Source organism: Legionella drancourtii LLAP12, from assembly GCF_000162755.2.
In the GTDB taxonomy this organism is placed as follows: domain Bacteria; phylum Pseudomonadota; class Gammaproteobacteria; order Legionellales; family Legionellaceae; genus Legionella; species Legionella drancourtii.
In genome coordinates, this window is record NZ_JH413847.1 from 90177 (window position 1) to 107906 (window position 17730).

Here is a 17730-nt window from a genome sequence, read left to right on the forward strand (position 1 = left end):
TAACCTCTTTTGGTCCTAGTGATTGCTGGCAAATAATAAGTGCTTAAGTTCAATGATGGATGTTAAGGTTACAGATGGCATTAATAAAGTCTCACAAAAGTTCATAGGAAGTATTTAAGAATGATGGTTATATCACATTATTGATTTTAAGGTATTAGAAATTTCCATGCTTTACATTAGAGCGCATAAGCGCGCCTAATTTGAATATAGGTGATTTTAGCAAACCTTCAAAGCCAAAATCATGCCAGTTCCATTTGTCATGTTTCAATCAATGGGGTCAGACTCTGAGGGATCCCCACAAAATTTATAATGCTTCAGCTTCATAAGATAGTCTCATAATTAAAATCTATAGAAATAGAGTCAATGACAGATAACCAATCTGCACGTTTAAACCGAGGTGAGGAATTATTTATAATTTGCCACCCAAGAAAGACATTGGATAATACATTTCTATTTTTGATAGTGTTGGCCTGAAATTGGAAATGTAATTGTTTTTGTTTCAGCAAGCCACCGAGCAACCAAAGCCCAAACGTTGCGATGGCAATAATAATAAGTAAAACATTTAACCGAGCGGTATGCGAAGTTTTAGAGTCATTTAAACTAAACCCCAGACGTTGATTTTTAGTATCACGGAATCCATTTTCAATTTGTGCTCGCTTAGCATAAATTTTAATAATCTTACGACTTAGTGTTGTGTTATGGTGAAGTGATGTGGCAATCAGCCATGGCTCTCGCTCGCGTTGTGCGATTTTAAGGCTTGTTGCCTGCCTGCATTTTGCTCCTTTTAGTGTTTTTAATACACGTCCTTTGGGTTGTTTTTTATAAAGATACAAACCACATGAAACAGAGGTTCTGCGAGAGAGATTGCCATGGCCGATATATTGAGGACGAGATGTTGCGTGGTGATAAAGAGATTTTATTGGAACCCATTGTTCAGCATTAGCTGCTAGATAATGGGTTCGGTTTCTAACTCGTCCGACCCAATCCCAGCCTAAAGAAGAGACATCTTCAAACCACGTATTTCGAAAGCCTGCATCCGTCACAATAATAGGTGTGCAGCCTGCGGGTAATATTTGGCAAAGTTTAGCCAAAAACTCTTGATGGACTTTTCTACTTGTGAGGAGCGATTCAGGATAAGCCGACTCGTATAATGTCAGCGCGCGTCCCCCGGAAGGTAAGGTGGCACGAAGTAACTGATGTTCTGTACCTTGACCTAGAGGCGACCAATCAACAATGATAATGGGACGGCGTATGTTTCCAAGGATTAGTCCGGTCATACACTGATAAATCGATGGTATTTCTTGGTGCAGATGGGAGTTTCCAACAAGCCTGTCTATCTTTTTAATCTTGTTTTTAACTTTAATGCTCATACGAAGTCGACGACCTAACCCCGTAACGGTAACGCACCTATCTTTCATTCCTGCTGTTACTGCGCACATTAAACTATCTAATCGTTTACTATGCATTACAACTGATTTTTGAAGGTGATTATGTAATAATTGCTCGACACGCATTTTGTTATCCTTTTAGAGTTTGGCGACAATAATTGGATCAAAATACAAAATGCGTGTCAATTCATTTTTAGTATATTCAACAGCTTATCTTCTATTTTTGTGGGGATCCCTCAGGGTCAGAAAATGACCGTGTTATTATTCATTGAATCCATCTAAATTCATTAGGTTTAGCATCTTTCTACAAGAAATTTATTCGCAAACGAATGTGAGCTGATTCTGTTTGCGGCTCCTAATAATTTATAGGTAAATTAGCCCCTTCCTTGCGGACTGAATTTTTTTTGAAAATTAAAATTCTCATGATTTGCTAGACTAACAAGGGATATGCATTTATTGTGCGTATCTTTCTGCCAATTTGCAACATAAGTAGTGTTGTTGTGAATAATGTGGTTATGAAATCTATTTTTGTTTACTCTATCAGGAATAAAGCCAAACTTTTTTAAGTCACTGTGTGTTAAGTAGGCTCCGTATTTTTTAAGGGCCTCAATGGTTTGCCCCATTTTATAGCGAACCCCTTTATCAAAAGAATTAATTGTTTTTGAATTAAATTGTATAGACCAATTAAAAAAAGCAAATTTTTTGGTATGACCTTCGTTTGTATTGCGCATCTTTATCCCATTAAGTTAATAAAAAACACATAATAACATGTATGAGAATGAAAAATTACTGTTAAATTTACTGTAAAAATGCTACCAGGTTACTATTTAATGTTTAAAAGAATGATGAATGACTAAATTAACGCAATTGGATGAAAATCCTTTATCTTATCAAGATAAATACGCAGATTCGGTTTCAGATATGGTATATCCTTTCATAGATGAATTGAAAATCACTTTTTTTTCACATGTACGCGTTTGGCATACCGGTATTTTTAAATCCTTGATGACAGAAACAAGTTTGTCACGATTTTATATAGAACAAAAATACCCAATACGATTTAGCCTTGGGAAAAATATTTTATTGAATTCAGGGTGCTATCTACTACAACATCTTCCAGACTTATCCTCGCAGCAGGATTTGAATTTGACAAGAGCGATGTTTAATTTAGATCATTTCATTTATTTGGTAGATAAACAAACTAAATGGGATGATTTGTTTATATTAGCCACTAAACCTGAAAATGACGTGTTTGTGAATTTAGTTTTTAACAACCTCGATTTCATTAAACAAGGACTTCATCGATATAAATATAATGCACGGGAGTTGTTGGAAAAATCTCCAGGGATATCCTATTCAACCGATCGCTTTATAGATCATGAACAGCAATGTCAGTATAAAATACAAATGGATAGGGTCGATTTGCAAAAAATTCTGGTGCCGTTAAATGATAAGGAGATCTCAATTAGCAGACAAGAATATCATTGCCTTGGTTTTTTGATTCAAAATCATAGCATTAAAGAAATTGCGCAATTAATGAATTTGTCTCCAAGAACGGTTGAAACGTATCTTAATAACTTGAAAAATAAGCTCCATTGTCAAAACAATTCAGAATTGTTAGGGTTTATTCATAAGCTGTATTTATTTTAATCCATATCCTTGCGGTAAAGATAAAAGTCTGTGTGCCGTACGGCAGAAAGAATAGTTCAAGAAGAGGCCTTCTGCAAGTGAAGCTATAAGGAAGATGATGGTAGTGGTACTGAGAATAATGCGCGAGTTTTCATCCAGCCAGTAATGCTGTAACGTGGTTGATGCGTAACCGCTACCTCATGAGGTAATTCACTGTTAAAGCAAATGAAACGGTTTTCTACAGGGGCAATCTGTTGGATGAGTTGTTCTTCTTTATCGTAGATCTTTAATGCACCACCATATTCATCTCGCCAGTCTTGGTTTAAATAATAAACAAAAGAAATTTTTCTGGTTTTTTGCGCCGCGAATTGATCAATATGCTTTTTATAATAGGTTCCAGGCTGATAGCTGGCAAAATGAGTTTCAAATTCATTTAAGCCTAAAAATAACGATTGGTTTAACATTTGGACTAAGCGTTGGATTTGTGCTAAAAAAATTTGTACTGCCGGGTTGAGCTCATTGCCTTCCAGCCACAAAATCTCATCGGTACGAATGGTCTCATTTTTATGAGATGCCACGTTGAGGCCTATTTTTGCGCCGCGAAACAGTCCTTGAGTATAGAGGGTTTGGGCTTCTGTTCGTAATGCTTGACAGTGTTCTTGTCCCAGCCAGGCATCAATGAGATGAAATCCTTGCGTGCAAAGATCGTGTGTAATGAGTTCAATATTCATCGCAATCGGCGTCGTCCTTCAAGTAGGTATTCATAGTCATGCCATTGTGGCATAAAAGTGTTCATTAGCCTATAAAAGCGTTGATTATGGCTAGGCTCGAGTAAGTGCACTAATTCATGAACCAGGACGTACTCTAAACACTGTTGGTTTTTTTTGATCAAGTTGAGGTTTAAGCAAATGCGCGCTACTTGCGTGTTGCATGATCCCCAACGTGATTTCTATTTTTTTTATGCTCCACTGTGTAACCTTGACACCGACAATTGCTTCCCAATGTTGAATTAGAGCGGGCAGGATGGATTCCATTTGTTGTTTATACCAGTTATCAATAATGGTCTGCCTTTGGGCTTGAGTGCTATTTGGTCGTGTGTAACAGTGGATTAAGGCATCCTGGATTATTACCTGAGTCGGGCCTTGGTGTTCTTCAATGATTAACAGGTAATTCTTGCCCATAAATGCTATTGTTGCCCCTGTTTCTAGGGCGCTACTTTCAGGCGTTGCACGGCTACGGATTCGCTCTCGTTGTTCGCGAATCCATGATTTTTTTTGTTCAAGGGTTTGCCGGATCAAGCGTTCACTAAATTTATGTGGTGCACTTACCTTTACTAAACCATCAGGTGGGTAAATGCGTAAGTTCATATTTTTAATTGGCTTGCGTATTATTTCTATGGGAATGCCATCAAGTTCAATAATCATCGGAAAAAGATATAAGAAGTTTCCTGGCTTATTTTACTACCTTTCTGCGGGGACACAAGGACTGTCTATGTATTCGCCATTAATATTTAAAACCATATTTACGCTGGCACGCTGATATCGGGTTAGGGTGTCATATTGTTCTTTGCTAAGGTAGCCATAAGAGTTACCACAATAGACTAATGAGTGGGCTGCCGGTTTGGGATTCACTTGCACCGGGAGCTCGCAGTCCCAACGAAATTGCGTGAGATCGCAGTTTGCCAGAGCTATATTCAGCGGTAAAAGAGATAAAGCCACTGTTAGATATCCGTTCTTTGTCATGACATACACCATCTGCCTGTTTATTTTTTCTAAGTATAGGATCATAATCTAAAAAAAACAGTCATTCGTAACAAGGATCGTTATGCTTTCATCCAGTTCCGCCTACCGCATTGCTCTTCATGACGGAGATTATCTTCGTTTTTTGGAATGGCCAGCATTTATTGAAAAAAAATATCGTGAAGGTAATAATCCATTAGGCTCTGATGCATTGATGGATTGTCTTATTTTTGAATGGTTAAATTGTGGTTACAGTCAAAAAGATATTGAACAAATTACCCTGCTCTACGCCATCTATGAGTTAAATCCCAGTCCTTTACAAGTGGGGAAGTATGCTTTTCCGCTAATGACAATTATGTCCGCATTATTTTCCTGTATGACCTTTCATGGCTATTGCGCACAGGGTGATTTTATGCCGGTCATGCAAATGACAGAAAAACAAATTTCGCGTTTTATGGAAGAAAAAACTGCTGAAATGGGAAGGGGACATTTCGATGAAGTATTAAGCTCGATGCGTGATAAATTTATGCAACAGATTACATCGGTAGATGAAATTTCAGTGAATATGGCCTGTAAAAAAATTAATGAAATTGTTGAGCCTCTTACTGTTCTGGAGGAATATCTGCGCTTGTTGAACTTGGTACATGCCCAAGAATGTAGTAATCCTCTTTATAACACTCGACTGGGAATAGTACAGAGTTTTTTTTCTTATTTACGTGAGCAAACGGAGTTAAGCGAGGACCGTATTCATAAAATGATCATTTATGTGAATGCAATTCGCTGTCATCAACCTGAGGCTTGGGAAGAAGAGCATTTACACAAAATTTTTCCGCCTACGTTGGTCGAAAAAACCTGGGGATTGTTTACTTATTTGAGCCGTGGATTGTTAACTATTGTTTTACCCGCGAATGAGCATACTCACGTTACTCCTGAACCAGGAAATGCGCCTAAAATCTGATAAAGGGTGGAGGTATCTGGATGTGGTTCACGGGGTGCAGCTTATTTGCATTCATGTGCCAGTAAGGCGGCTTTGTAAGTGAGTGCAGCTGGACTGCCCATATATCCTCCCAAATCATTTTTTCCGACAATACGATGGCAGGGGATAAACAAAGCTAATGGATTGCGTTTACATGCTTGTCCGACTGCGCGTGGACTACTTTGTATTTTTAAGGCCAATTCACCATAGGTTAGTGTGCGACCAACAGGAATGACCAATAAGGCATTCAATACCTTTTGCAAAAAGGGGCTTCCCTGAGGTTTTAACGGCAATTGAAAACGATGATGTGGATTGGCTATATAGGCCGTTAATTCGCTGTGGATTAAATTAGTGAGTGCATGCTTAACAGCGATTCCAGCATTTTGAGTGAAGTGTGCGCAATAAACGAAATGTTCGTCATACTTTACTTGCAACCTGCCCCAAGGGGTAGTGAAAACTGAGACGATAGGTTTTGCTAATGAATTAATTTTCATTGAGGACTACCTTACTTGGCATTTTTTTTTCATTTAGCCAAGAGACTAGCCTCTCTTTTCTGAATCAGGAGCAGAGAGGCTAGTATCAATTAATCCGCTTTTTTAGTGGTTAATTTTTCTTTAATACGTGCAGCACGGCCCGCTAAATTACGTAAATAATACAGTTTAGCGCGACGTACATCACCACGTCTTTTTACTGTAATGCTATCAACAATTGGGCTGTATGTTTGGAAAACACGCTCAACACCAACATTGTGAGAAATTTTACGTACAGTGAATGCAGAGTTCAAACCACGATTACGTTTTGCAATTACAATACCTTCAAAAGCCTGTAAGCGCTCACGGGTTCCCTCGATTACTTTCACTTGAACCAGAACAGTATCACCTGGGTTAAACTCAGGGATTTCTTTGCCTTGCATTTGCTCAGCATTTAGTTGGTCAATAATATTAGTCATGGACTACTCCTCAAATTGGTTTTTCCTCATTAGGAATCACCGTGTTCGTACTTAAACTCAGCAAGCAGTTGCTGGTCTGTTTTATTTAATTCTATATTTTCAAGTAAATCTGGTCGTTTCTGCCAGGTTTTACCTAGAGATTGTTTTCTACGCCACAGCTCTATGTCTCGGTGGTTGCCACCCAATAAAACAGGCGGTACATTCAGTCCGTCAATGGTTGCTGGTCGAGTATAATGAGGACAATCAAGCAGACCATTCATAAATGAATCTTGTTCTGCAGAGCCAAGATGTCCTAGACTGCCCGGTATCAGGCGAATAATCGCATCGATAAATACCGTAGCGGCCAACTCACCACCACTTAAAACAAAATCTCCGAGAGACCATTCTTCATCTACATGGTGTTGAAGAATGCGCTCATCAATTCCTTCATATCGTCCTGCAATAAACAGCAACGGTTGTTTGTCATTTGCCACTTGATTCAAGTCATGTTGACGAATTACCTTGCCCTGTGGGCTGAGGTAAATCGTTTTGCAGTGACTTGGCATTTGGCTGCGAGCCTGCGTAATTGCTGCTTGCAAGGGTTCATACATCATGACCATTCCTGGTCCACCGCCATAAGGCTTATCGTCAACTTGCCTGTATGGCCTTGACGCCCAGTCGCGGGGATTCCAGTGATCGACTTTAGCTAAGCCTTGCTCAATTGCTCGACCCGTAATGCCATAATTGAGCGCATTAAGTATTTCGGGTATTAAGGTAATGACTCCAAGATGAAGCACCACTTAAAAATCCATATCCCAATCAACAGTAATTAACTGTTGGCTGCTGTTCACATCTAATATAAATTTGCCAGGTAAATAAGGGATTAAATGTCTTTTTTCACCCTGAACTATGAGCACATCGTTGGAACCTGTAGGCATAATTTCAATAACCCTACCAAAAGACTCGCCTTTAGCATTGATCACGTCCATGCCTATTAATTGATGCCAGTAATACTCACCGGATTGCAGCTCTTCGAGCTGTTCCTTTTGCACGGCAATTTCTATATTAGTCAAACGAGCTACTGTTTCGCGCTCGGGATAACCTTCAACTTGGGCTATTATGGATTTGTTTTGTACTTCTGCACACAACAGTTTAATAGGCTGCCACTTACTATTAATAAAGACATGCCAATTCGTATACCTCAGAATGTTGTCACGAGGCTCTGTGAAGGAGTGAACCGTAACAAAGCCTTTAACACCGTGAGGTCGCCCAAAACGACCAATGACTATCCAGTTATCCTGATTACTCACGTTATTAAGCAGCAGAGTCTTTCTTGTTAAATTCTTTTATCAGAGCGCTTACGCGATCAGACATCTGAGCACCCACTTGTTGCCAGTGGCTTAATTTCTCTGCGTCTACGTGTAAACGAACTTCTTGTCCACGTGCAACAGGGTTAAAATAACCAATACGCTCAATGTAACTGCCATCGCGACGCTTGCGGCTGTCGGTAACAACCATGTGATAAAACGGACGCTTTTTGGCGCCACCTCGTGATAAACGTATAACGACCATTGTTTTCCTCTACTTTAAGAGTGGTTACGTAAAAATGCCGTGTATTGTACGAAAATTAACTCGGCATGTGAAGTAATTCTTGCGAATTATATTAAAAAAAACAACAAACTATAATTTTTCAATGAATCCAGGTAGTTAATTGATGAATTCTTGCCTCTTGAGCAATGAATTCTCCAGTTATTGCCTGATTTATAAACCCACAAACATGCTGCAGGAATTGATTTATTATATTCTTACAGCCTTTTTCTATGATTATTTTAAATCATCTGGAAACATCCCTTTTAACCCTGCCATTCCACCAATCCCACGCATCATTTTTTGCATGCCACCAGGCTTGGTAAATTTTTTCATCATTTTTTGCATTTGTTCAAATTGCTTTAATAGCTTATTAACATCCTGAATTTGCGTGCCTGAGCCTAAAGCAATACGTTTTTTACGCGAGCCGGCGATAAGTTTGGGAATGCGTCGTTCTTTAGGTGTCATGGAATTAATAATGGCAATTGTTTGCGCCATGGCTTTGTCGCTTACTTGCTTCATTGCTTGCTGGGGCATCATTTGGTTCATCCCGGGTAATTTGCTCATCATGCCGGTAATGCCACCCATATTATTCATTTGCAATAACTGTTGTTTAAAATCTTCCAAATCAAAGCTTTTGCCTTTCTTTAATTTTTTAGCAAGTTTTTCGCTCGCTTGTTTGTCTGCTTTGCGTTCAACTTCTTCGATCAGGGTAAGAATGTCGCCCATGCCCAGAATTCTTGACGCAATACGCTCAGGATGAAAAGGTTCTAAGGCATCAACTTTTTCACCGCTACCGATGAATTTGATGGGTTGGCCTGTAATTTGTTTTACGGATAGAGCCGCACCGCCGCGCGCGTCACCATCGGTTTTCGTCAGAATTACCCCTGTTAATGGCAGGGCTTCATGGAACGCTTTTGCTGTATTGGCGGCGTCTTGCCCCGTCATACTGTCGACAACAAATAGCGTTTCGATTGGTTTTATTGCTTGATGCAGGGCTTTGATCTCCGCCATCATTTCTGCATCGACGTGCAAACGACCTGCCGTATCAAGAATCAACACATCCATATATTGTTTTTTCGCACTATCAAGCGCTTTTTGCGCAATAGCGAGTGGTTGTTCATGTGCTTCTGCTGGGAAAAAAGTAACGCCGATTTGTTCTGCTAATACTTTAAGTTGTTGGATCGCCGCTGGTCGATAGACGTCGACACTGGCTACCATTACTTTTTTATTTTCGGTTTCTTTTAAGTAGCGCGCTAGTTTGGCGGTACTGGTGGTTTTACCCGAACCTTGCAAACCCGCCATTAAGAATACGGCCGGAGGCTGCGTTTTAAAATCAAGCTCAGCGCGTTCGCCACCCATAACCAGAATTAATTCATCGTGAACTATTTTAACAAAGGCTTGATCTGGATTTAAGTCGTTTAAAACTTCTTGTCCCAGTGCTTTTTGTTTTACTCGGTCAATAAAATCTTTAATAACAGGTAAAGCAACATCCGCTTCAATCAGAGAGAATCTGACTTCACGGAGTGCGCTTTGTACATTTTCTTCTGTTAATCGAGCATGTCCTCGCAAACTTTTAAAGGCGTGGGTCAAACGTTCGGTTAATGTCTCAAACATGGTGGCGGTACCCGAAAAAAATAGGAACTATAGCACAGAGATGTAATTGTTTGCCAGTTCTTGCTGTCGCTTGTTCTTGGTGAATGGTGCCTTTTGCGCATTTAAGCATTTGTCTTATTAGCTTTCTTGATGGGCTGGTGGATTGCTGATTTATCTAGAGCGTGTTTAGCCTGCATGGTTTTGATATAGGCGAGCGCATGTTGATCGGCATGATTTTTATAACCAGCATAATAATAGTGAGAAATTTTATTGAGCAGCGGGTCGGTCATGCCATTTAAAAAAGCATAATGAGTATTATCTTTTTGATGATGGGCAAGATGATGTTGTTTTGAGAGCAAAATATGACATTTTTGTAGTCTGTAAATGAATTTGTTTTTGGGCGTGGCATTATGACACCAGAAATGTGACACCTCGGCTAATGACGAGAGTATGCCAATACTGACAAGGCACAGATTAAGTGAATAATTGAGTACAATGGTGTATTGCAGGTAACTAAGCACAATTAAATAGGCTAAGAGCCAAAACTTAGTTCCTGATTCATAAACATAAACTTTTAGTGCGCTGTGGTAATTATATCTAAGCCGGGAGTGATGAAGGTGAAAAGATGAGATAAATGGGCCTATTAGTGATGTGTAGTGCGTATTATTGTCCATGTACATATGTACAAGACCATTAATAAAATCAGTAAGAAGGTAAGCCAAAATAAATACGGTCAATAATACGGCGAACCTTGTGCCATCGTAGGCACTTAATAACTTAAATAAGGTTAGAGTTTGTAATAACAGGACCAAAAAAGAATTCAGGCGCTCTAGACGCGGATAAAATTTGCTCTGGCCATAGCGCTGCATTGCCAAATTAAATTCAAAAATCTTTGGGTCTACAGTGTGTTGCTTCGTTGTGGTATTAATTTTATTGATTCCTTTGGATGGTGTTTGTAGGAACGGGGCTCTTGGGTTGGGCGGTAGTGTAATGCCGATGACAAAGACTGACAATTCTGCACATAGTGCTTTCAACAAAAATTGTTATGATAATTTCTTATCCTTCTTACAATGATATGACTTTACGTGTCGTGGATATGGATAAAATTAATTTTACGGAAAAATGCACCGCACATTAAAAAAGTCGTTTGCCGGTACTCTATATGTCCTCAATGCACGGGATCGTTTTTTACAGGTGAAGCAGTGATTTTAAGCGCCTATTGGCTTAATTATTTTGCTTATCGACTTCATTATTTGCATTAAGGGCGGCGAAAAGGCAGAGATTTTCTGTTTAAATCGTGGTATTTTACATCCATGCTAATAAATGCAACGCCCCGTTTTTAGATTTCCAGGTAAATAAAGGGATTTTTGTTTATTTATTATGCGATTATTAAGGGTTCCTTAAGCTTTAATTGAATATAATAAGCTTCTGCAAGCCCAACACTGCAATGAAGGAATGCGATGAGCAATAAAAAACACTCACTAACCATTTTTAGCCTGACCATGATTACCGTCGGCTCAGTAGATAGCATACGTAATTTACCGGCTACCGCCTTATTTGGTAGCCAATTAATATTTTACTTTATTTTAGGCGCCATATTTTTCTTGATTCCAACGGCATTAGTCTCTGCTGAATTGGCCTCAGGATGGGCAAAACAAGGTGGCATTTATATTTGGGTAAAACAGGCTTTCGGCAAGAAAGTTGGCTTTTTAGCTATTTGGCTGCAATGGATTGAAAATGTAATTTGGTATCCGACCATCCTCTCTTTTGTTGCAGGAACTATTGGTTATCTAATTAATCCTGAGTTAACTGCTAATTCTTATTTTCTGTGGGCCGTGATTGTGAGTTGTTTTTGGGGGGCAACCTTATTAAATTTACGCGGTATGAGTTCCTCGGCGATGTTTAGTAATCTTTGTTCTCTAGCTGGTTTATTATTGCCGATGTCCTTGATTATTGGTTTAGGCGTAGCCTGGATTACACAAGGAAATCCCTTACAGATCCAATTCGATGTGCCCAGTATTGTTCCGCATTTATCAGATCGTTCGATGTGGGTTTCTTTAACCGCAATTATTATGTCCTTTTGCGGGATTGAAATTGCTACCGTTCACGCCAATGATGTGGAAAATCCACAACATGCCTTTCCTAAAGTTTTAGTTTATTCTGTAGTCATTATTTTAAGTACTTTAATTCTTGGTTCTTTAGCCATAGCGATTGTATTACCGCAAGGTGATATTAATTTGGTTGCCGGTATTATGCAGGCTTTTGAAGCGTTCTTCTTCAGTTACCATATGTCCTGGATGATGCCTGTAGTCGCTGTCATGTTGGTTTTAGGTGGTCTTGGTGGCGTAAGCAACTGGATTATTGCCCCTACTACAGGATTATTAGTGGCGGCAGAAGATGGTAATTTACCAGGTGCATTCCAGCGTACAAATGCTAAAGGTGCGCCGGTGGTCATGCTCTTCACACAGGCAACTATTGTGACGGTATTATCGGGTTTATTCTTATTTATGCCCAGTGTTAATGGCTCTTATTGGTTATTAACTGCCTTGGCAGCGCAATTATACATGTTGATGTATTTCATCATGTTTGCGGCGGCAATTAAATTGCGTTTGGCAGAGCCTAATCACCCTCGTCAATTTAGAATTCCGGGGGGGATTGGGGGTATGTTCTTTGTTGCCGGTATCGGGATTATTGGGGTGTGTGCTACCTTGGCAGTAAGTTTCATCCCTCCTGAAGGTATTGATGTGGGCAGTCTGGCGCGTTATGAGTTGACTTTGATTATTGGTTTACTGCTGATGTGTTCCCCTCCCTTTATTAGCTCTTGGCTACAGGCCAAAACACCTGATTTGGAGCCTGCGGTTTAATTACTGTTTAGCCCGGGTGGAATGTCCCGGGTTGCTTCTTCTGTTAACGACATGCATCATGAACTAAGATGGATATGCCAACCGAATCGAATCAATTGCTCAGCGACTTAATTACCAGATTGCCTGAATTAGAATGGAAAATTAGCGGGCTAGGCGCGTCTTTTTCAAGCCGTAGTTTACCCAGAGGCTTATTTGCTAATAAAGAACCCAGTGGCGCTAGCTGCATTGCTGAAATTAAAGCCGACATTCAATCCTTATCACAGCAAAAGAACGAGCGCAGTGCTTTTTATTTGGCAGAGCGTATTCGGCGCAAAGTAAATGTTTTGGTGGCTTTATGCCAGATCCACAGTCGTAAAAATATAACAGAAGAAAACGTTTCTTTTGGTGTGAAAATGCTAAGTACGCGCCAACAATGGATACAGGGGCTAGAAACGGACATCCAGACCTTAGAACGGCAGCAACAAGCACTAACCACAACTTTAGAGCAAATGACACGTAGTAACCATCCTGTCGCAGTAATTTTGCAGTTAAAATCTGAGTTGGGGGAAATTGAGCGTCGCCTAACTTTGGCGAAGGAAACATGGAGCCGTGCTATTTCTTAAGCATTCTGGGCATTTCTATGTCTTTGGCAATGGATTAGCCTCCTAATTTTTTTAAAATAATCTGTTTCTGCTCCAGAGAATACGGTAGATTAGATGCAGTTTACCTAGTCTATCAAAAAGGAGTTTTTCAATGTCAGATAAATTTACCCAAGTTACCAAAGACATTAGTACGCAATTAGCAAAGATGCGTAAAGAAATGCCAGAGGTAATGGCTGGATTTTCTGCTTTAGCACAAGCGGCGACTAAAGAGGGGGTTTTAGATAAAAAAACAAAAGAATTGATTGCCATGGCTTTGGCTGTTGCTAACCATTGTCCAGGTTGTATTGGTTTTCATTCACAAGCTTTGGTTAAGTTACATGCATCAAGAGAAGAGCTTTTAGAAACTTTAGGTATGGCTGTATACATGGGCGGCGGTCCTTCGTTAATGTATGCTGCTGAAGCTTTGGAAGCGTTTGAAGAGTTTAGTCAGTAACACCAAGTGCTGGACTGTAAAGTCCAGCCTCTGTGGCTATGGGGCAAACGCGCCAGTCTGCGTGGCTACTGAAGCGGAGTTTTGTCCCCCCCATGCCGCGGAAACCTGCGCCATTTCAGTTTTCGCAGTATTTGTTTGGCACGGAAATTGTTTCGCGACCCCTATCCATGCAACTTGTGATACCGTCATGGAATCCTTATCACTTTGTTGGCTTGAAATTTCTTTATAGGTTTGCTGAATCAGATTGTTAAGCTGTGCCGAATCCAGTTGAACACCGGGTGGCAGACAAAACATCGGATTGTTTTTTCTTTGGGCTATCTCATTAGCCTGAACCATGGTTTCGGCAATACTTTCACAGGTAATGGTAAGCACATGATGTGCCGATCGAGCCCAGGCCTGCGCTTGTGGATCTGCTTTAACTTCCATTTGGGGAATGTTATTGGCAATCTCCATATAACTTTTAATTGTATCCGCGTTCACAGTGTGACAAAAAAAAATGAAACAGATTAAGAATATACGCATAATAAATCCCTAAAAATTTTAAATACCATGGGGCTTAATTAAGCCTAGTTTAAAGGCAATTAATAAAAAGATAAATAAACTCAATGAGATACCTATTCTTAATGTTAAAGCCTTAACCGTGCGTTTAGTATTGCCGGAATCACGGATAAGAAAAACCAGGCCACTGGCTAAGGAACCAGCAATAATAATCATTGCAAAGATGATGATGATTTTAGTGATCATTTTGTTATACTCCCGAAACTGCGAACATACTCTGAAAATTTTTTGAGCAATTAATAAACTATGCCTAGTGTAACCTTTTTTAAATTTCGTTTCACCCCAAGTTGGAAGATGCTTTTTCTTACGGTGGTATTTTGTTCATTGTTTGTGTACTTAGGGTTTTGGCAAATTCATCGTGCTGACGAAAAAGCGAACATGATTCATGCGCAAGAAAAACAACAAGACTTAAAACCCATACTATGGACGTCACCGCAAAAGCTGCCTGCGCAATATGAACGTATCCAGTTGGATGGTGTTTATTTGCCACAAGTGTTCCTACTGGATAATCAGCATCACCAGCATCAATTTGGCTATGATGTTTTATCGCCATTACAATTAGCAGATGGTTCCGTAGTGCTTATCGATCGCGGTTGGATTCATGGTGATATCACGCGTCGCATTTTCCCTAAGATTCAAATTCCCAATGATTCAATTCATTTACAGGGGACTGCTTATTTTCCTAGTAAAAATCAATGGGTTTTAGGGCCTGTTTTTGAAGAAAAAGAAAACAAAACTGTAATTATTGAGCGTTTTGATAAACAATTAGTGAGTCAACTTTTGCAAAAAGCAGTCTATCCGTTTATTATTCGCCTCGACAAGCAAGACACACATGGATTTGTGCGTGAATGGGAGACGGTATCCATGCCTCCGCAGCGGCATTTAGCCTATGCATTGCAATGGTTTGCTATGGCTTTGGTGATCCTGATTATATTTTTAGCATTAAATCTGAAGAAAAAAAATGAAAAAACAGTCCAATAAATTTTATGTTCTACTCTTGTTAGTTGCAGTGTTTGCTGCCCCAGGCATCGCTGCCTATCTATTTTATCAACATCCGAGTTGGTTAGGTTCGGCAACGGTGAATAAAGGAACCTTACTGAATCCACCCGTACGTGTAAATGCTTTAACCGGATCAGCTAAATGGCGTATTGTATTCTGGACCCCAGATGCCTGCGATGCAACGTGTCTAAAGGAGTTGGATACCCTCGCCAGAGTACGTTTGGCTTTGGGTCGTAAACTATATCAGGTTGAGCAATGGCTTATTCTGGGGGATAAAGCACCTATATTATCGCCAGAAGCTCAAGCCACGCTAAAGGAACTCGATTTCCACGTAGCGCAACTGTCTACAGCTGAAGTCAATGCACAAGAGGTTTTATTCTCTGAAGCAAAAGTGTTTTTGGCTGATCCCAATAATTATTTAATTCTTAGTTATGCGCCATCGGCTAATCCTGATGATGTTTATAAAGATTTAAAATTATTACTCAATACAACAGAAAAAAATGGTTAATTGAATGCAGAATAAATTAATACGTTACGCAGCAAGCTGTGCGGTGCTTTTATCGTTTCTCGTTGTCATGTTAGGCGCTTATACACGCCTGACTGATGCGGGTTTAGGGTGCCCGGATTGGCCTGGTTGTTATGGCCATATGGTACTTCCAAGTGCTAAAGCGGGTTTAATCGATGCGCAAACAACGTATCCGCAAATTCCCCTAGAAGCAAGAAAGGCATGGACTGAAATGGTTCATCGTTATGCGGCAGGTACTTTAGGCTTGTTGATTTTCTTTATTTGTTTTGCGCTGTTGCGTAAACGTTTACATGATGCCAATACACCTTGGCATTTACCCGCTGCGTTGTTGTTGTTGGTTGTTTTTCAGGCAGCTTTGGGCATGTGGACGGTAACCTTAAAATTGTTGCCCGTCGTCGTGATGGGACATCTTTTAGGGGGGATGCTTATTGTGGCTTGTTTAAGCCGTTTGCGTTTGCAAATCAGTTCTTTGACTGGGCAGGATTTGCCTCAATGGCGTCCTTGGTTGCGCTTAGCCGTGCTTATAGTTTTTTGCCAAGTTGCTTTAGGGGGGTGGGTAAGTTCTAATTACGCTGGAATCTCCTGTATTGGTTTTCCTCTGTGTAATGGTGTTTGGTGGCCTGATTTACATTTTGCCCAAGGATTTAATTTATTTTCACCTGTAGGTGCTAATTACCAAGGTGGTTTATTGGACCATGATGTGCGCGTGACCATCCAGTTTATTCATCGCCTTGGGGCTGTTGTAACCGCGGTTTACATTTTAGTCCTTTCTTTCTTTATGATATTGAAATCTCAGGTTAATTATTTAAGAGCGGCCGGCTTAGTTCTATTTTTATTGGTGTCGCTGCAGTTTACGTTAGGAATTTTGAATGTGATTTATTTACTGCCAATTACGGTAGCTGTTGCTCATAATGGTGTTGCTGCCCTGTTATTAGCTACAGCGTTTAGTACACTTCATTTTATGCGTAAGGGGCTGAACAATGCAAGCTGATTCAATAGCGCAAGCGCCAGTCGTTTGGCGTGATTATGTTGAGTTATGTAAACCGCGAGTGGTCATGCTGATGTTGTTAACTGTTTTGGTTGGCATGTATTTGGCGGCGCCCGGATGGGTTCATTTGCCCTTGCTGGGTACTTCGTTGTTCGGTATAGGACTTTGTGCGGGCAGTGCCGCTGCCATTAATCATTTGGTTGATCGCCGCATTGATTCGATCATGGCGCGCACCAAAAAACGACCCATTGCTCATGGGCGTGTCTCCGTGCGGCAGGCATCCTGGTTTGCCTTGATTATGGGGGGGCTGGGGCTGACTGTTTTAATTATATTTGTAAATAAACTGACAGCGCTGTTAACTTTTATCACCCTAATTGGTTATGCGGGAATTTACACCGGTTATTTAAAACGTGCTACACCGCAAAATATAGTCATTGGCGGTTTAGCTGGCGCAGCACCTCCTTTATTGGGCTGGACTGCAGTAACGAATCACTTGGATCCTCAAGCATTATTGTTGGTGTTAATCATTTTTACGTGGACGCCCCCTCATTTTTGGGCATTGGCGATTTACCGACATGAAGAATACCAACATGCAGAAATTCCCATGTTGCCTGTAACTCATGGTATTCAGTTTACCAAATTGAATGTTTATTTATATACCATCTTATTATTGGTCGTGAGTATTTTACCTTTTGTTGTTGGTATGAGTGGTTTGTTTTATTTAATGGGAGCATTGGTGCTGGGAGCACGATTCTTATTCTGGGCACATAAATTATATCGTACGGATAAGTCTGTGATTGCGATGCAAACGTTTCGATTTTCTATTGTGTATTTAATGTTATTGTTTGTTTTTTTACTAATCGATCACTATTTGTAAG

At 40.1% G+C, this 17730-nt stretch carries 22 protein-coding genes and 1 pseudogene; 9 read left to right on the forward strand and 14 right to left on the reverse strand.

The features are described from left to right. Positions 1–320: 320 nt before the first annotated feature. Positions 321–1514, reverse strand: a complete 1194-nt coding sequence (locus tag LDG_RS15170; RefSeq protein WP_006872309.1) for an IS4 family transposase — start codon at positions 1512–1514, stop codon at positions 321–323. Between the two features lie 248 nt (positions 1515–1762). Continuing rightward, the gene (locus tag LDG_RS15175) at positions 1763–2119 is read right to left on the reverse strand and encodes a hypothetical protein (protein WP_006872310.1); all 357 of its coding nucleotides are present in this window, start codon (positions 2117–2119) and stop codon (positions 1763–1765) included. A 118-nt stretch (positions 2120–2237) separates the two neighbouring features. Here LDG_RS15175 and LDG_RS15180 point away from each other — a divergent pair, with 118 nt between their 5' ends. Beyond that, positions 2238–3038, forward strand: coding sequence for a helix-turn-helix transcriptional regulator (locus LDG_RS15180; protein WP_006872311.1), 801 nt, complete (start codon positions 2238–2240; stop codon positions 3036–3038). 83 nt (positions 3039–3121) lie between these two features. On the opposite strand, the gene LDG_RS15185 is transcribed toward LDG_RS15180, so the two are convergent. The 3 genes and pseudogenes from LDG_RS15185 to LDG_RS15195 form a co-directional block, all read right to left on the reverse strand. After that, on the reverse strand, positions 3122–3748 hold the full coding sequence (locus LDG_RS15185; protein WP_006872312.1) for a 2OG-Fe(II) oxygenase: 627 nt from the start codon (positions 3746–3748) through the stop codon (positions 3122–3124). Further along, a pseudogene (locus LDG_RS15190) lies at positions 3745–4372 on the reverse strand (YgjP family zinc-dependent metalloprotease). Before LDG_RS15190 ends, LDG_RS15185 begins: the two are co-directional and overlap by 4 nt. 105 nt (positions 4373–4477) lie before the next feature. Beyond that, on the reverse strand, positions 4478–4759 hold the full coding sequence (locus tag LDG_RS15195; protein ID WP_040536184.1) for a hypothetical protein: 282 nt from the start codon (positions 4757–4759) through the stop codon (positions 4478–4480). Positions 4760–4841: 82 nt separating this feature from the next. On the opposite strand from LDG_RS15195, the gene LDG_RS15200 reads away from it, so the two are divergent. Further along, complete coding sequence (locus tag LDG_RS15200; protein ID WP_006872315.1) at positions 4842–5714, forward strand: helical bundle domain-containing protein; 873 nt, start codon at positions 4842–4844, stop codon at positions 5712–5714. A gap of 41 nt (positions 5715–5755) precedes the next feature. On the opposite strand, the gene LDG_RS15205 is transcribed toward LDG_RS15200, so the two are convergent. The 7 genes from LDG_RS15205 to LDG_RS15235 all read right to left on the reverse strand — a co-directional run bounded on the left by LDG_RS15205 (position 5756) and on the right by LDG_RS15235 (position 10856). Next, the gene (locus LDG_RS15205; RefSeq protein ID WP_006872316.1) at positions 5756–6226 is read right to left on the reverse strand and encodes a methylated-DNA--[protein]-cysteine S-methyltransferase; all 471 of its coding nucleotides are present in this window, start codon (positions 6224–6226) and stop codon (positions 5756–5758) included. A gap of 89 nt (positions 6227–6315) precedes the next feature. After that, positions 6316–6681, reverse strand: a complete 366-nt coding sequence (rplS, locus tag LDG_RS15210; RefSeq protein ID WP_006872317.1) for a 50S ribosomal protein L19 — start codon at positions 6679–6681, stop codon at positions 6316–6318. A 29-nt stretch (positions 6682–6710) separates the two neighbouring features. Next, on the reverse strand, positions 6711–7460 hold the full coding sequence (gene trmD / locus LDG_RS15215; protein ID WP_006872318.1) for a tRNA (guanosine(37)-N1)-methyltransferase TrmD: 750 nt from the start codon (positions 7458–7460) through the stop codon (positions 6711–6713). Beyond that, positions 7461–7970, reverse strand: coding sequence for a ribosome maturation factor RimM (gene rimM, locus LDG_RS15220; protein ID WP_040536188.1), 510 nt, complete (start codon positions 7968–7970; stop codon positions 7461–7463). A 4-nt stretch (positions 7971–7974) separates the two neighbouring features. Next, complete coding sequence (rpsP, locus tag LDG_RS15225; RefSeq protein ID WP_006872320.1) at positions 7975–8232, reverse strand: 30S ribosomal protein S16; 258 nt, start codon at positions 8230–8232, stop codon at positions 7975–7977. A 252-nt stretch (positions 8233–8484) separates the two neighbouring features. Further along, the gene (ffh, locus tag LDG_RS15230; protein ID WP_006872321.1) at positions 8485–9864 is read right to left on the reverse strand and encodes a signal recognition particle protein; all 1380 of its coding nucleotides are present in this window, start codon (positions 9862–9864) and stop codon (positions 8485–8487) included. Positions 9865–9965: 101 nt separating this feature from the next. Continuing rightward, positions 9966–10856: a fatty acid desaturase CarF family protein gene (locus LDG_RS15235; RefSeq protein ID WP_006872323.1), complete on the reverse strand. Its 891-nt coding sequence runs from the start codon at positions 10854–10856 to the stop codon at positions 9966–9968. A gap of 447 nt (positions 10857–11303) precedes the next feature. On the opposite strand from LDG_RS15235, the gene LDG_RS15240 reads away from it, so the two are divergent. From LDG_RS15240 to LDG_RS15250, 3 genes are all read left to right on the forward strand, one after another. Continuing rightward, positions 11304–12707: an APC family permease gene (locus LDG_RS15240; protein WP_006872325.1), complete on the forward strand. Its 1404-nt coding sequence runs from the start codon at positions 11304–11306 to the stop codon at positions 12705–12707. A gap of 68 nt (positions 12708–12775) precedes the next feature. Beyond that, the gene (priC, locus tag LDG_RS15245; RefSeq protein WP_006872326.1) at positions 12776–13309 is read left to right on the forward strand and encodes a primosomal replication protein PriC; all 534 of its coding nucleotides are present in this window, start codon (positions 12776–12778) and stop codon (positions 13307–13309) included. 130 nt (positions 13310–13439) lie between these two features. Next, a complete protein-coding gene (locus LDG_RS15250; RefSeq protein ID WP_006872327.1) occupies positions 13440–13781 on the forward strand; it encodes a carboxymuconolactone decarboxylase family protein in 342 nt (113 codons plus the stop codon). 36 nt (positions 13782–13817) lie between these two features. Here LDG_RS15250 and LDG_RS15255 read toward each other — a convergent pair whose 3' ends face one another. Further along, a complete protein-coding gene (locus LDG_RS15255; protein ID WP_050805587.1) occupies positions 13818–14303 on the reverse strand; it encodes a hypothetical protein in 486 nt (161 codons plus the stop codon). A gap of 18 nt (positions 14304–14321) precedes the next feature. Further along, a complete protein-coding gene (locus LDG_RS15260; RefSeq protein ID WP_006872329.1) occupies positions 14322–14525 on the reverse strand; it encodes a twin transmembrane helix small protein in 204 nt (67 codons plus the stop codon). Positions 14526–14585: 60 nt separating this feature from the next. Between LDG_RS15260 and LDG_RS15265 the strand changes: the two genes are divergently transcribed. Genes LDG_RS15265 through cyoE form a run of 4 tightly spaced genes read left to right on the forward strand, consistent with a single transcriptional unit; the run spans position 14586 to position 17729 of the window. Next, positions 14586–15320 carry an SURF1 family protein gene (locus tag LDG_RS15265; protein ID WP_040536192.1) on the forward strand — a complete coding sequence of 245 codons (735 nt, stop codon included), beginning with the start codon at positions 14586–14588 and terminating at the stop codon, positions 15318–15320. After that, positions 15301–15846 (forward strand): hypothetical protein, encoded by a 546-nt coding sequence (locus tag LDG_RS15270; protein ID WP_040536195.1) that lies wholly within the window; start codon positions 15301–15303, stop codon positions 15844–15846. Before LDG_RS15265 ends, LDG_RS15270 begins: the two co-directional genes overlap by 20 nt. A gap of 4 nt (positions 15847–15850) precedes the next feature. Then, a complete protein-coding gene (locus tag LDG_RS15275) occupies positions 15851–16855 on the forward strand; it encodes a COX15/CtaA family protein (RefSeq protein ID WP_006872333.1) in 1005 nt (334 codons plus the stop codon). After that, the gene (gene cyoE, locus LDG_RS15280; RefSeq protein WP_006872334.1) at positions 16845–17729 is read left to right on the forward strand and encodes a heme o synthase; all 885 of its coding nucleotides are present in this window, start codon (positions 16845–16847) and stop codon (positions 17727–17729) included. The genes LDG_RS15275 and cyoE overlap by 11 nt, the downstream gene beginning before the upstream one ends. Position 17730 lies beyond the last annotated feature (1 nt).

What these genes read in the sequence shown, in the direction of transcription:
- LDG_RS15205 (WP_006872316.1), bottom strand. Translation starts at nt 6,226, where the DNA reads ATGAAAATTAATTCATTAGCAAAACCTATCGTCTCAGTTTTCACTACC.
- ffh (WP_006872321.1), bottom strand. Translation starts at nt 9,864, where the DNA reads ATGTTTGAGACATTAACCGAACGTTTGACCCACGCCTTTAAAAGTTTG.
- LDG_RS15240 (WP_006872325.1), top strand. Translation starts at nt 11,304, where the DNA reads ATGAGCAATAAAAAACACTCACTAACCATTTTTAGCCTGACCATGATT.
- priC (WP_006872326.1), top strand. Translation starts at nt 12,776, where the DNA reads ATGGATATGCCAACCGAATCGAATCAATTGCTCAGCGACTTAATTACC.
- LDG_RS15185 (WP_006872312.1), bottom strand. Translation starts at nt 3,748, where the DNA reads ATGAATATTGAACTCATTACACACGATCTTTGCACGCAAGGATTTCAT.
- LDG_RS15270 (WP_040536195.1), top strand. Translation starts at nt 15,301, where the DNA reads ATGAAAAAACAGTCCAATAAATTTTATGTTCTACTCTTGTTAGTTGCA.
- LDG_RS15255 (WP_050805587.1), bottom strand. Translation starts at nt 14,303, where the DNA reads ATGCGTATATTCTTAATCTGTTTCATTTTTTTTTGTCACACTGTGAAC.
- rplS (WP_006872317.1), bottom strand. Translation starts at nt 6,681, where the DNA reads ATGACTAATATTATTGACCAACTAAATGCTGAGCAAATGCAAGGCAAA.
- LDG_RS15180 (WP_006872311.1), top strand. Translation starts at nt 2,238, where the DNA reads ATGACTAAATTAACGCAATTGGATGAAAATCCTTTATCTTATCAAGAT.
- LDG_RS15250 (WP_006872327.1), top strand. Translation starts at nt 13,440, where the DNA reads ATGTCAGATAAATTTACCCAAGTTACCAAAGACATTAGTACGCAATTA.
- LDG_RS15170 (WP_006872309.1), bottom strand. Translation starts at nt 1,514, where the DNA reads ATGCGTGTCGAGCAATTATTACATAATCACCTTCAAAAATCAGTTGTA.
- LDG_RS15275 (WP_006872333.1), top strand. Translation starts at nt 15,851, where the DNA reads ATGCAGAATAAATTAATACGTTACGCAGCAAGCTGTGCGGTGCTTTTA.
- LDG_RS15195 (WP_040536184.1), bottom strand. Translation starts at nt 4,759, where the DNA reads ATGACAAAGAACGGATATCTAACAGTGGCTTTATCTCTTTTACCGCTG.
- LDG_RS15175 (WP_006872310.1), bottom strand. Translation starts at nt 2,119, where the DNA reads ATGCGCAATACAAACGAAGGTCATACCAAAAAATTTGCTTTTTTTAAT.
- rpsP (WP_006872320.1), bottom strand. Translation starts at nt 8,232, where the DNA reads ATGGTCGTTATACGTTTATCACGAGGTGGCGCCAAAAAGCGTCCGTTT.
- LDG_RS15200 (WP_006872315.1), top strand. Translation starts at nt 4,842, where the DNA reads ATGCTTTCATCCAGTTCCGCCTACCGCATTGCTCTTCATGACGGAGAT.
- LDG_RS15260 (WP_006872329.1), bottom strand. Translation starts at nt 14,525, where the DNA reads ATGATCACTAAAATCATCATCATCTTTGCAATGATTATTATTGCTGGT.
- LDG_RS15265 (WP_040536192.1), top strand. Translation starts at nt 14,586, where the DNA reads ATGCCTAGTGTAACCTTTTTTAAATTTCGTTTCACCCCAAGTTGGAAG.
- cyoE (WP_006872334.1), top strand. Translation starts at nt 16,845, where the DNA reads ATGCAAGCTGATTCAATAGCGCAAGCGCCAGTCGTTTGGCGTGATTAT.